Below are 13,637 nucleotides of genomic sequence, written 5' to 3' on the forward strand. Positions count from 1 at the left end.
ACTGTAGCCGGGACATGACAGGCTGGAAACCCCGTTGAATCAAACTCGTCCGGGAAAGCGCACCCGCCACGGACCGTCACACCGCCTCAACTTCGCCCATGACCAGCTGCTTTACCCTGCACGTCGACCAGAATTCAGTTTGTGGAGCAGCCAGCGGTACCAGACCGTACGAAGCGGAACTTTCCCTCTTCACCCTATTGACACGGGCACGTCGCCCACCCACTCTAAGAGCGCTCCCAGGCGGTTCCCACCGGGCCGTCCCGGGATCGACGTCGCCCGCACGCCCGCACACACACCTTGGTGGTGCGCGCATCCGGCGAACGTCCATACCAGCGCGCGACGGCTGGGGCACCTCCGGAGCACCCCACACCCATGAGGCGGCACGACACACCCTCAGGGCACGGGGAACTCCCGAAGGCCATGGGCGAGGAACGGGCCGGTCGGCCGTCGAGCACTCCTGGCCCCGCCCGGACGTCTCCGCGCCCTTCCCCTGCCCTCCTGGAGCAGGAGGCCTCCGCACCAGCGGCCGCGCGCCGGCACCCTTGCCCACGCCGGTGACACGGAGGCCGTATGCACCCCATCCACGACGGCGCGGCAGAGGCCGCGCCCGGTACCGACCCGCACTCCCCCGCCCCGTCCCCGCACCCCGGCACAGGGACGCCCACCGCCGCGCGGCGCCGCAGACTCCGCGCCGGGGCGCTCACCCTGGCCGCCTCGGCGGGGCTGATCGCCGCCGGGCAGGCGCCGGTCGCCGCGGCACCGCATCCCACGGGCCAGCAGTGGGTGGCCACCTGGCAGGGCGCTCCGGTCGTCGGCTCCGCCATCCCCGGCAACACCTGCCCCGCCGGTGACGGACTCGCGAACCAGACCGTCCGCAACGCGGTGTTCGTCAGCGCGGGCGGCAGCTCGGTGCGTGTCCGGCTCACCAACGCCTTCGGCACCGCGCCCGTGACGGTCGGCCACGCCTCTGTCGGGGTGCAGGCCAGTGGCGCCGCACCGACCCCGGGCGGCACGGTGCCGCTGACCTTCGACGGCGGTGCATCGGTCACCATCCCGGCCGGCCAGGAACTCTTCAGCGACCCGGTGCAGCTGAATGTGACAACGTTGTCCACCCTGCTGGTCAGCGTCTATGTGCCGGATGCCACAGGTGCGCTGACCAACCATCCGTTCACCACGAACACCAACTTCGTGGCCTCGGGCGACCAGACCACGTCGACGGACCCGGCTGCGTTCACCACCACACCGTGCTGGATGCTCGTGGACGGGGTGGACGTGGACGGTGCCGCGCGTCCGGACGGTGCGGTGGTGGCGCTCGGTGACTCGATCACGGACACCGCGAACACCAAGGGCGACGCCAACGACCGCTGGACCGACGACCTTTCCAAGCGGCTCGCCGACCCCGCGGGACCGGCCGACCGGCCGTCCATCTCGGTGGTCAACGCCGGCCTCGGCGGCAACCGCCTGCTCGCCCCCCGCGACGGCCAGCCGTACTACGGCGTGCCGGCCCTGGAACGACTGGAACGCGATGTGTTCCAGCAGAGCGGGGTGCGCAGCGTGATCGTCTTCGAGGGCATCAACGACATCGGCTACGACGCCTCGGCCGCCGACATGATCGACGCCTACAAGAAGATCATCGAAGCCTCGCACCAGCGCGGCCTGAAGGTGATCGGCGCGACCATGACCCCGTTCGGGTCGTCGTCAATCTGGACCGCCGCGCGCGGGCAGACCTGGCAGGACGTCAACGACTGGATCCGTACCGGCGGCGACTTCGACGCGGTCATCGACTTCGCGGCCGCCACCGCGGCCCCCGGCGATCCGCTCACCCTCGACCCGGTCTACGACAGCGGCGACGGGCTGCACCCCAACGACACCGGCACCCAGGCCATGGCCGACAGCATCGACCTGGCCGTCCTCACCCCCGGCCCGGCCACCGGTGCCGGCCACGCCCACGACCATGGACCGGGCCACGGACACTGACGAGGAGTCCTGATGAGAGCACGTCTGCTCACCACTTCCGCGGTGGCGCTCCTGCTCGCCACCGCGTTCCTGCCGGCCACCGGCGCCCAGGCGACGACCGCGGCCGACGAGGGCTTCGTGCAGCGCTGCGGCATCCACTTCTGCCTGGACGGCGCTCCGTACTACGTCGCCGGGACGAACGTGTACGACCTGTTCACGTACGGCGGCAGCTACGGCGACACCGAGACCCAGTACATGGACAAGGCGCGCATCGACGCGCAGTTCGACCGGCTCGAGGCCGCCCATGTCGGGCTGGTGCGCCTGTGGATGTTCGACCACGAGGAGTGGCACGGCTTCGAGAGCGCGAAGGGCCAGTACAACGACCAGGAGTTCGCGCTCTTCGACTACGTCGTCGAGTCCGCCAGGAGCCATGGCATCCGCCTGCTGCCCACCCTGGAGAACTACTGGGAGGCCTACGGCGGCATCGACACCCGGCTGAAGTGGGAGGGGCTGCCGAGCGGCCAGTCCAACCGCTGGCGGTTCTTCAACAAGACCGAGTGCCCCGGCTGCTTCACCCAGTACAAGGACTACGTGAAGTACGCGCTGAACCGCGTCAACCACTACAGCGGCATCGCCTACAAGGACGATCCCACCATCTTCGCCTGGGAGCTCATGAACGAGCCCCGCTACCAGGACGTCAGCGCCGAGGAGAACACCGACGGGACCACCCTGCGGGCCTGGGTGGACGAGATGGCCGGGTACATCAAGGGCATCGACCCCCGGCACATGGTGGACGCCGGGATCGAGGGGCACGGCACGAAGTACGGTTTCGGGGGCGACGAGGGCAATCCGTTCGTCCACATCCAGGAGTCGCCGTACATCGACTTCACCTCGGCTCACCCGTATCCGACGGAGGAGTGGGCCAACCTGTCGCTGGACGACACCAAGAAGCTCGTCGACAGCTGGATCTCCGACTCCCATGACGTGGTCGGCAAGCCGTTCCTGATGGGCGAGTTCAACACCAAGAACGTCGACCGCACGACGTGGTGGAAGGAGTTGTTCGGCGAGTTCGAGGCGCAGAACGGCGACGCCACCGCCTTCTGGTGGTTCCCGGACATGCAGGAGCAGGGGGTGGACCCGATCTACTCGGTGCTGGAGAACTCCCCCGAGCTGGCGGAGTTCACGGCCCACGCGGACCGGCAGGCCGCCAAGAGCGGCGCCGCGGCCCGCGACTGAGGGGCCGTCCGCCCGGTACGGGCCGGCGGGCCACCGTGCCCGCCGGCTCCTCGTGCCGTCCGGCCGTGGCGGCGGCCGGACGGCACTTCCACGCTTCCACAAGTGCTCCCCTTCCCGGGTATGGACGGGCGTCCAGACGTCTGGAAGAGTCGTACAGCAGCCTGGTCGGGGTGCCCTACCGGGCGCCGACCACAACGTCGTCCATGCGTGTCAACACCCCCGGCCGACCGCGCGGCACATCCCGGGCACCGTCCCGACCTGCTACGACGAACCGAATGTCCGCCAGATTGTTGCGGGCTCTTTTCAGAGTGTTACAGCACTGGTACGGTCATGGATCTGGAAGCGCTTCCACCGACCATGGGAGCGCTCCCAATCCCCCCGCCCTTCATGGAGCGATGTTTCTGGCAGTTGTGTCATGATCACGACACTCCCGTCGCGGTCACAACGAAGGAGCTCAGCATGAGATCAGGCCCCCCACGCAGCTCTCGCTATCGCCGCGGCGGCCTTGCCGCGATGGCCGCGATGGCTCTGGCCTCCGGGCTGATGATGGTCAGCGGTGGCGCGGCGAACGGTGCGGTCGCTGAACGAGTGGACAATCCGTACCAGGGTGCCACCGGGTACGTGAACGAGGAGTGGTCGAAGGAGGCCGCTGCGGAGCCCGGCGGTGCCGCCGTCGCCAACACGCCTTCCTTCGTCTGGATTGACCGGATCGCCGCCATCGAGGGCTCCAGCGACTCCATGGGCCTGCGTGCGCACCTCGACGCGGCACTGGCCCAGGGCGCCAACCTCTTCCAGGTGGTCATCTACGACCTGCCCGGCCGTGACTGCGCCGCGCTCGCCTCCAACGGTGAGCTGGGCCCGGACGAGATCGACCGGTACGAGTCGGAGTACATCGACCCGATCGCCGACATCCTCAGCGACTCGAAGTACGCGAACATCCGCATCGCCGCCCTGATCGAGCCGGACTCGCTGCCGAACCTGGTCACGAACGCCGGTGGGAGCGCTGGTTCCACCGAGGCCTGCGCGACCATGAAGTCCAACGGCAACTACGAGAAGGGCGTCGGGTACGCGCTGCACACGCTGGGTGCCATCCCCAACGTGTACAACTACGTCGACGCGGGCCACCACGGCTGGCTCGGCTGGGACAGCAACTTCAACCCGGCCGCGCAGGAGATGAAGAAGGCCGCCACGACGGAGGGCGCGACCGTCAACGACGTGACGGGCTTCATCGTCAACACGGCCAACTACTCGGCGCTCCAGGAGCCCTACTTCAAGGTCACCGACTCGGTGAACGGCACCTCGGTGCGCCAGTCGAAGTGGGTGGACTGGAACAACTACGTGGACGAGCAGTCGTTCGCCACCGCGTTCCGCTCCCAGCTGGTCAGCCAGGGTTTCCCGTCCAACATCGGCATGCTGATCGACACCGCCCGCAACGGCTGGGGCGGCTCTGAACGGCCCACCGGCAAGAGCTCGTCGACCGACGTGAACACCTTCGTCGACGAGAGCCGCATCGACCGCCGCATCCACGCCGGCAACTGGTGCAACCAGGAGGGCGCCGGCATCGGTGAGCGTCCGAAGACGGCTCCCGCCTCGGGCGTCGACGCCTACGTGTGGGCCAAGCCCCCGGGGGAGTCGGACGGGTCGAGCAAGGAGATCCCCAACGACGAGGGCAAGGGGTTCGACCAGATGTGCGACCCCACCTACGGTGGCAACGACCGGAACGGGAACAACCCGACCGGTGCGATGGCCGACTCGCCGCTGGCCGGTGACTGGTTCTCGGCCCAGTTCCAGCAGCTGGTACAGAACGCCTACCCGCCCCTCAGCTAGCCGGTAGGCCCCCGGTGACCGTTCGCCAACGGTCACTCGAACCCGCAGCAACCAGGCGGGGCCCGACACGATCGCACCGGTCGTGTCGGGCCCCGCTTCGGTGTGTGCGGGGTGCGTCAGGCTGGCATGAGGGTGCTCGAGCGGGGTGCCGGCTCCGGTGGCGCGACTGCAACTGCGGGCGCGCGGCGTGCCCGTGGCCAAGCGCCGCACACACCACCGCCTGCACACCCACGATCGGTATGCACCCAAGCCTCGGGAGCGCACACGTACACACAGGCAGCAACACACCTACACACCGGCAACAACACACGTACGCGCACACCTACGCACACCTACGCACGCACACGCACGCCCGCACGCACCGCTACACACGATCGCGTGAGCCGAACGCAGGTTGCCCGCGGCCCAGCTCCAAAGTGCGCACAGGTACGGGCGGACCGAACCAGCACACCGCAGGCGCGGAACCCGACCACGCCCTGTCGGGCAGGACGTGCCACCGCATCCCCGCTTCCATCGCGGTCCCACAAACGCGCACGCAACCACCTACACGAACACGCAACCCCACCCACACCCGTAACGGCACATGCACAGGCCTGGCACACGCACACGCAGGCCCACGCACACCAAACACCGTCACCACCACTCCCCGCCCCGCAGCCAGCGGCACCATCCGTCCCTTCCGCCCAAACGCCGCACGTGAGCAGCGCTCCTGCGACCCGCATGGAGGGATGCGACATGGTACCGAGCGCGGCACGGACACCACTCGACCCACGTCGGCGCGCACGGCCTCCTGCGTGGCGGTACTGCTTCCGCAGAAGGCCACTTCTTCCCGGCACCGCACCCGGTTGCGGCACCTGAGCCGCCGCTTCCGCCCGTAGCCGAGCAGGAACCACACGGCCCCGTTTTCTCGGTAAGGCCGTAAACGCTTTTCGATACGGCCGGAAACGCAAAAAAGGCGGCGCATGCGCACGCCACCTCCGGCGGTCACACCGCCACTTACTGATTGCCCTTCGGCCGTCGCGCTTCCGGCTCCCGCCGGGTGGGTCACCGACCGTGGTCGTGCACCGCCGTCCGGCATCGGCGCCCGGCTCCGTGGCACCCCGCACGACTCCCGCCCCGCGCCGTGGACCGCCGGCGCACCCGCGCGGTTACGCGCCCAACGGCAGGTACGCCGCCACTGTCTTGCCGGGACCTTCCAGGTCGGCCCGTACTGCCATGCCGCCGCCGGACTCCGCGGCCAGTTCCATCACGAGTCGGAGGCCCCAGCCGCCCTCGCCGTCGAGACGGGGCCGGGTCAGGGGGCTCGGGCGGTGCGGATGCCGGTCGTGTACGGCGACGGTCAGCTCGGTGTCGGTCAGGCTGAGGCCGACGTCCACCTGGGGGGAGAGCCGGGCCGCGTGCCGCACGCTGTTGGTGACCAGCTCGCTCAGCACGAGCAGCGCGGTCTCGCGTACCGAGTCGTCCCGGGCGAAGCCCCAGGCGTCCAGCGTCTGGCCGGCGATGGCACGCGAGGCCGGGACGGACACCGGGTCCGTGGGAAGCGAGAAGTCGCAGGACAGCGCGGGGCATTCGGGCAGATCCCCGCTGAGCGGATTCATGTCCTCCCCCACCGGCACGGGCACTTCAACTGTGGTCATCGAGATCTTCCTTAGCGTCGGTGTCCCTGCTGTCGACGAATTGCCGGTCGTGCCTTGCCTTGCGCCTTCGGCCTCTGGAAGGCCTCTGGAAGCATTCTGTGGAAGCGCTCCCACACCTAATGACTGTAACGAGTAATAAACCCCTACGGAAGTGGGATACCGCAAAGAGTTGAAGGATCACAGGGCGGGTGAACCTCTGGTAGAGACCTGGATGAAACAAGAGTTGAACATCCTCTTGACGCAGCCGGGGTCATGGTTGTTGTCTGGAAGCGCTCCCAGGGCCCGACGCAGTCTTTTCAGGTGTCATGTCATGGTCAGGAGCCTGTACGAGATCGTGCACCACGGTTCGTTCCGTCACCGCACCGGTGGTCACTCGGGGATTTCCCCGGGCGCCCGGGGGTGTGCGGCGCACGTCCCGCTTCTTTCGCGCTCCTGAGGAGGGGCCAGTCATGCACTCCAGACGCTCGGGTCTGTCGTTGCTGGCCGCGGCGGTGGTCACCGCGGCGACCGTGGTGGCCGGGTCGCCGCTCGCCCACGCGGCCGACGGCCCTGCGCTCACCGTGGACGCCACCGTGAGCGGACACCCCATCAGCCAGGACGTCTACGGCATGAACTTCGCCGACGCCGGCCTGGCCCAGGAGCTGAAACTGCCGGTGGACCGGTGGGGCGGCAACGCGACCACCCGCTACAACTACCTGACCAGCACCAGCAACCGTGCCTCCGACTGGTACTTCGAGAACATCCCGGACGACGTGGCCGACCCGGCCGCGCTCCCGGACGGTTCCAGCACCGACCAGTTCGTCGAGAAGGACCAGGCGAACGGCTCGCAGACCATCATGACGGTGCCGCTGATCGGGTGGATCCCCAAGGACCGCGCGAAGGCGTGCGGGTTCAGCGTCGAGAAGTACGGGCCGCAGGCGAGCACCGACCAGTGGGCTCCGGACTGCGGGAACGGTGTCGACGCGGACGGCAAGAACATCACCGGCAACGACCCGACCGACACCAGCACCCCGGCCGGCGGCGACTACGTCAAGAGCTGGATCGGGCATCTCGGCAGCAAGTACGGGTGGTCCAACAACGGCGGTGTGAAGTTCTACGACCTCGACAACGAGGCCGACATCTGGCACGCCACCCACCGCGACGTGCACCCGGAGGGTGCCGGCTACGACGAGATGCGGGACAGGACGTACTCCATCGCCGACGCGGTCAAGGCGGCCGACCAGAGCGCGAAGACGCTGGGCCCGGTCGGCTGGGGCTGGAACTCGATCATGCTCTCCGGCCTCGACCAGAAGACCTGCAACGAGCAGGGCGGCGACTGCTGGTCCAACCCGCCGGACCAGGCCGCGCACGACGGCGTCCCGTACGCCGAGTGGTACCTCCAGCAGATGGCCGCGTACCAGAAGCAGCACGGCCTGCGCATCCTGGACTACTACGACAACCACTGGTACCCGCAGGGCACGGGCGTCACCGGCGGCGGCGAGGACGACGCCACCCAGGCTCTGCGGTTGCGCTCCACCCGGCAGCTGTGGGACCCGGAGTACACCGACGAGAGCTGGATCAACCAGAAGGTGGATCTGATCCCCCGGATGCGCCAGCTGGTCGACCAGAACTACCCGGGCACCAAGATCGCCATCAGCGAGTACAACTACGGTGCGCTGGACCACATCGACGGCGGGCTCGCCGAGGCCGATGTGCTCGGCATCTTCGGCCGGGAGGGCCTGGACCTGGCCACCCTGTGGTCGCCGCCGGCGCCCACCGACCCGGGTGCCTTCGCCTTCCGGATGTACCTCGACTACGACGGCAAGGGCTCGAAGTTCGGTGACACCAGCCTGACGGCGAACACCGCGGACGCGGACCAGGTCTCGGTCTTCGCGTCCCGGCGCTCGTCGGACGGCGCGCTGACGCTGATGCTGGTGAACAAGTCCACTAGCGAGCTGACCACCCCGCTGAGCATCAAGGGCCTCACGGGCGACGCCAGCGCGCAGGTCTTCCAGTACAGCGGGGCGGACACCTCCGCCATCCAGCAGCTGCCCGACCAGGCGATCGCAGGCGGCCAGGCGTCGCTGACGCTGCCCGGTTACTCCATCACCGAGCTGGTCGTTCCCGCGGCCGGCCAGGTGGCGGCGCAGGCCCACACGGACCGTACGGACCAGGCCAAGGACGCGTCGGACACCCCGGTCCACGAGGCCCGTGCCACCCAGGGCGACCGCCCGGTGCCGCCCGCGCACGCCGCTTCCACCCGGCACGTGCACCCCGTGACCAGCAGCACCCTCCCGGATCCATCCGCCGTCCCCGCGGCCAGACGCTCGCCCTCGCCCTCCCCCAGGCGATAGGACCGAGCGTCGCCGGGCCCGGTCACCCCCGCCGGGCCCGGCACCCCCGGGGCCACCGGACGCCAACCGCGCCGCGGCCCCTCCCCAGACCCGTCCGGCCCGATCACCTCCCGCCCCGCTCGGGCCGGACGCCTACTTCCCCAGCCTCATCCCGTCACCCCCACCCCGCGTGGCGACCGTCGCGCGGGCCGACGAGGAGCTTGGTCTAGTCCAAGCTCTTGACATGGTCTAGACAACAGTCGGATGCTGAGGGCCCTCATCCATTCGGGAAGGCCTGAAGGCGAGGCTGGGACAGAGCACGACACCGTGCACCTGCCCCTACCGCACCATCCCCCACATGAGGAGCCCCCGATGCCCCACAGCAGCGCCTCCCGCCGGTCCGCACTCGCAGCGGCCTGTGCCCTGGCCGCCGCCGTGACCGCACTGGCCGCGCCGGGCGGCGCCGCGGCGGCCGACCACCCCACGGCAGCGGCCGCCGACTCGCCGTTCTACGTCAACCCCCACACCAACGCCGCCGAGTGGGCGGCCGCCAACCCCGGCGACTCACGCGCACAGACGATCAAGGACAAGATCGCCAGCGTGCCCCAGCCGGAGTGGTACACCGAGACCAACACCGACACCATCCGCAGCCAGGTGGACTCCTTCGTCGGCGAGGCGGCCGCCGCGGGCAAGGTTCCGCTGCTCGTCGCCTACGACATCCCCAACCGGGACTGCTCGGGCGCGAGCAGCGGCGGCGCCCCCGACCAGGCCGCGTACCGGGCCTGGATCGACGAGTTCGCCGCCGGTCTCGGCGACCGTCCAGCAGTGATCATCCTGGAGCCGGACGTCCTGGCACTGATGACGCAGTGCATGAACGGCCAGCAGCAGGCGGACACCGAGGCGTCGCTGGCGTACGCCGGCAAGGCCCTCAAGGCCGGCTCGTCGCAGGCGAAGGTGTACTTCGACTCCGGGCACTCCGCCTGGCTCTCGGCCGGCGACATCGCCTCCCGGCTGAAGGCCGCCGACATCACCAACAGCGCGGACGGCATCGCCACCAACGTCTCCAACTACAACAACACCTCGAACGAGATCAGCTACGACAAGCAGATCCTGGCGAGCATCGGTGACTCGAGCCTGCACGCGGTGATCGACACCAGCCGCAACGGGAACGGTCCCGCGGCCGGCGGTGCGTGGTGCGACCCGTCCGGGCGCCGCATCGGCACGCCGAGCACCGACCAGACGGGAGACGCCCAGATCGACGCCTTCCTGTGGATCAAGCTGCCCGGCGAGGCCGACGGCTGCGCGGCGACGGCCGGGCAGTTCGTGCCGGACCTCGCCTACGGTCTGGCCACCAACGGGTCCTGAACCCGCAGGCGGCCAACGGGGGCGCACCCCCGGGCCGTGGCCGTCCGTGTCGGATCACCCCCACCCGACGCGGCCGGCCACGGCCGACGGGCCCGTCCCCCCTTGAGCACCGGGCAGTTCCGACGCGTACCCCGACGCGCCGGGACTGCCCGGAAGCGCACACGGACGTCGTCCCTTCCGGGGCTCGACGTGCGGCGTGCGCCTGTCAGACCCGCGGGGAGTTCGTAGGCCCTCGCGGGTGATTCCTGATCATCGCGCATGCAAGAAAGGGCCTCTCGATGAATCAGCTGGACAAGTACCAATCCCATGTCCTCGGGATCTTCCGAGTCGTGGTGGGCTTACTGTTCGCCTGCCACGGAGCATCGTCACTGTTCGGCGTGCTGGTCACCCCGCACGGCGGTGGCTCCCCGTCCTTCGGGGAGTGGCCGAGCTGGTGGGCCGCCGCCATCCAGTTCGTCGGCGGCATACTCGTGCTGCTGGGCATCGGCACCCGGGCGGCAGCCATGATCTGCTCCGGGTCGATGGCGTACGCGTACTTCACCAAGCACCAGCCGCACGCGCTGTTCCCCATCCAGAACAACGGAGAGCCGGCGGCGATGTTCTGCTGGGCGTTCCTGCTCATCATGTTCTTCGGTCCCGGCAGCTGGGCGCTGAGCTCGGTGGTCGAACGGCTCCGCGGCGAGCAGGCGGTGCCGGAACCGGCGGGGCGGAGCTGACGGCTCCACGGCTCCGCTGAACAGACCGACCGCCGGCGGGTTGAGGGTCCCGCCGGCGGTCCGTGCTTCTCACCCGCCGCCCTGGCGGCAGGGCCGGAAGCGCCGGACGCCGCGGTCCGCCCCCTTGGCCGGCGACGTGACCTCGAACCTTTCCCGCGCCCGCCCCTGACATTTCGTCTGCGGTCCCGATACCGTTCGCGCGGCCGGCCGAACATGTGCCGGTTCGGGCTTCCCCTGCACGGCGCTCCGCCGCCGGCACGGGACGCTCTGGACGCGCTTGCAGATCGACGACCAAAGGTGCCCTCCATGACGAACGAGACCCATCCCGAGTCCGAGAGACACACCGGCGAGGGTGCCCGACTCCCTCGCCGCCGCTTCCTCCAGACCGCCGGCGTGGCGATGGGGGCGGTGGCCGTCGGCCTCGATCCCGCGGAGGCGGTCGCCGCGGGCGGGCAGCACCACCGCACATCGCGCTACGTTCTGCCCGAGGGCTACAGCGGCACCATGGCCGATCTGAAGCATGTCGTGATCCTGATGCAGGAGAATCGTTCGTTCGACCACTACCTGGGCCAGCTGCCCGGTGTGCGCGGGCAGCACGACAAGCAGGTGCTCACCTTCCAGGACGGCACGAACGTCTTCCAGCAGCGTGACGCCGCCGGCACCATCGTCACACCGTTCCCCTCGACCAGCCAGGCCTCCTGCAACCACGCCTTCTACGGCGCCAACGGCGGCCGGTGGAACACCTGGGTCGTGGACAAGGGCACGAACGCGATGCGGTACTTCAGGCCCGAGACGATGCCGTGGATGTACTCCCTCGCCTCGCAGTACACGGTCTGCGACATGAGCTTCTGCTCCCTGCACGGCGGGACGCTCCCGAACCGGTACTACTTCATGACCGGTACGGCGAACGGGGAGATCACCAACGCCGGCCAGAACGACTACAGCCGCGCCTGGCTGACGGTCCCCGAGCAGTTGCAGTCAGCCGGGATCAACTGGCGCGTCTACTCCGACAACAGCGGAAACGGCGTCACGGGCAGCCTCCAGAGCGGGTTCATCGGGGAGTACGGCTGCAATGTGACGAACAGCTTCAGGGCGTTCGACCCGCGGATCGCGAGCGACTCCGACATGGCGGAGGGCACCGGGAAGATCTGGAAGGCGAACTCGTTCGTCTACACCGACTCCGGCGTGGTGAACGACGACTCCGAGGAGAACCTGAACGGCGTTCTGCGCGACCTCATCGCCGCGTGCCGGCCGGGCGCGGAGCACCCGCTGCCGGAGGTCTCGTGGATCGTGATGCCGGCCGCGTGGAGCGAGCATCCCGCCTTCGACACGCAGCACGGCGAGCGCTACATGAACAAGGTCCTCCAGACCTTGCAGAGCAATCCCGACATCTGGAACCACACGCTGGTCATCATCACGTACGACGAGAACGACGGCATCTTCGACCATGTGCTCCCGCCGCGTCCCGAGCCGGGCACCCCCGGCGAGTTCTCGGGTGAGACACCGTACGGCTTCGGTCCGCGGGTTCCGACGCTGCTCGTCTCGCCGTGGACGCGCGGAGGGTACGTCGCCTCGGAGGTCTTCGACCACACCTCGACGATCAAGTTCCTCGAGAAGTGGGCGGCGTACCTGGGAAAGCCGTTCACCAACCCGAACATCACGGCATGGCGCCGCTCCATCGCCGGTGACCTCACCAGCGCCATCGACTTCGCCCATCCGCGGCCGGGCCCCGTGGTCATCGCCGATCCGGTCAACGGCACGCCGCCGCCCACGACAGCCGACCGGATGAAGCACCGCGGCCTCTCCTTCCACCCGCACACCACGCTCGCCGAGGACCGCTCAGCCGGCACGGTGACCGCCCTGATGACCCTCGCCGGCGGGCCCGACGGGAAAGCGGTCAGCCTGTCGGTCTTCCCCGACGCCCACCAGGACTTCTCGAACACGCCGTACACCGTGTCGGCGTCGGATCCGCGCCGGTACACCTGGGACACCCGGCAGACCGGCGGCAGGTACGCGTTCTCCGTCTACGGACCCGACGGCTTCCTCCGGTCCTTCGCCGGCCAGGTCGTCCCCGCGGGCCGGCAGGACATCGGGATACCACGCGTCGACGTCCACCTCGTGGGCGGTTCGCACGGGAAGGTGCGGTTCACCCTGCACAACGACGGGACGCGGCCGGTGCGGTACTCCCTGAAGGCCAACGACTACCTCGGCGGCAGCCAGACCCGCAGCGTCGCCGCCGGCAGGTCGACCGTCGTCACCTGGCCGACGCACGAGGGCTACTACGACGTGGTCATCACCGCGGACACCGGGACCGACTGGACCCAGCGGTACGCGGGCCGCGTCGCGACGCTCTGAGGAGCACGGCGGAGCCGGCCGAGCACGACGGAAAATCCCCCCTGCCGCGGGCCCTGGAAGTGGTTCCCGGTGCTCGCGTGCAGGGGGGATGATTCCTCGGTGGCTGGCCGGGGACCCGTCGACCCTGCGGGGAGGCGTGGTCTTCCGGTCCTGGCTCCGACCGAACGAAGGTCCCCGCGTCCGCCGACGCGGGGACCTGAGCGCGGCTCCCCTACGCGCCGGGGGCACGTAGG

Annotated in this window: 7 protein-coding genes and 1 pseudogene; 7 read left to right on the forward strand and 1 reads right to left on the reverse strand. The window is 69.3% G+C overall.

Annotated elements, in window-relative coordinates; genetic code table 11:
• Positions 1 to 570: 570 nt before the first annotated feature.
• The 3 genes and pseudogenes from NQO67_RS15115 to NQO67_RS15125 all read left to right on the forward strand — a co-directional run.
• The gene (locus NQO67_RS15115) at positions 571 to 1,977 is read left to right on the forward strand and encodes an SGNH/GDSL hydrolase family protein (RefSeq protein WP_255950480.1); all 1,407 of its coding nucleotides are present in this window, start codon (positions 571 to 573) and stop codon (positions 1,975 to 1,977) included.
• A 12-nt stretch (positions 1,978 to 1,989) separates the two neighbouring features.
• Entirely contained in the window at positions 1,990 to 3,192 is a 1,203-nt protein-coding gene (locus NQO67_RS15120) for a cellulase family glycosylhydrolase (protein ID WP_255950481.1), read from the forward strand.
• Between the two features lie 459 nt (positions 3,193 to 3,651).
• Positions 3,652 to 5,013, forward strand: a pseudogene (locus NQO67_RS15125) (glycoside hydrolase family 6 protein); the annotation flags it as partial.
• A 1,154-nt stretch (positions 5,014 to 6,167) separates the two neighbouring features.
• Here NQO67_RS15125 and NQO67_RS15130 read toward each other — a convergent pair.
• Positions 6,168 to 6,656, reverse strand: a complete 489-nt coding sequence (locus NQO67_RS15130; protein ID WP_255950482.1) for an ATP-binding protein — start codon at positions 6,654 to 6,656, stop codon at positions 6,168 to 6,170.
• A 449-nt stretch (positions 6,657 to 7,105) separates the two neighbouring features.
• Here NQO67_RS15130 and NQO67_RS15135 point away from each other — a divergent pair, with 449 nt between their 5' ends.
• The 4 genes from NQO67_RS15135 to NQO67_RS15150 all read left to right on the forward strand — a co-directional run bounded on the left by NQO67_RS15135 (position 7,106) and on the right by NQO67_RS15150 (position 13,404).
• Positions 7,106 to 8,989: a glycoside hydrolase family 44 protein gene (locus tag NQO67_RS15135; RefSeq protein ID WP_255950483.1), complete on the forward strand. Its 1,884-nt coding sequence runs from the start codon at positions 7,106 to 7,108 to the stop codon at positions 8,987 to 8,989.
• A gap of 351 nt (positions 8,990 to 9,340) precedes the next feature.
• Entirely contained in the window at positions 9,341 to 10,333 is a 993-nt protein-coding gene (locus tag NQO67_RS15140; protein WP_255950484.1) for a glycoside hydrolase family 6 protein, read from the forward strand.
• 278 nt (positions 10,334 to 10,611) lie between these two features.
• Entirely contained in the window at positions 10,612 to 11,049 is a 438-nt protein-coding gene (locus tag NQO67_RS15145) for a DoxX family protein (protein WP_255950486.1), read from the forward strand.
• 306 nt (positions 11,050 to 11,355) lie between these two features.
• Complete coding sequence (locus NQO67_RS15150) at positions 11,356 to 13,404, forward strand: alkaline phosphatase family protein (RefSeq protein ID WP_255950487.1); 2,049 nt, start codon at positions 11,356 to 11,358, stop codon at positions 13,402 to 13,404.
• The last annotated feature ends 233 nt before the right edge of the window (positions 13,405 to 13,637 follow it).

Origin of the sequence: Streptomyces odontomachi, assembly GCF_024435355.1 — a bacterium.
GTDB lineage: Bacteria > Actinomycetota > Actinomycetes > Streptomycetales > Streptomycetaceae > Streptomyces > Streptomyces odontomachi.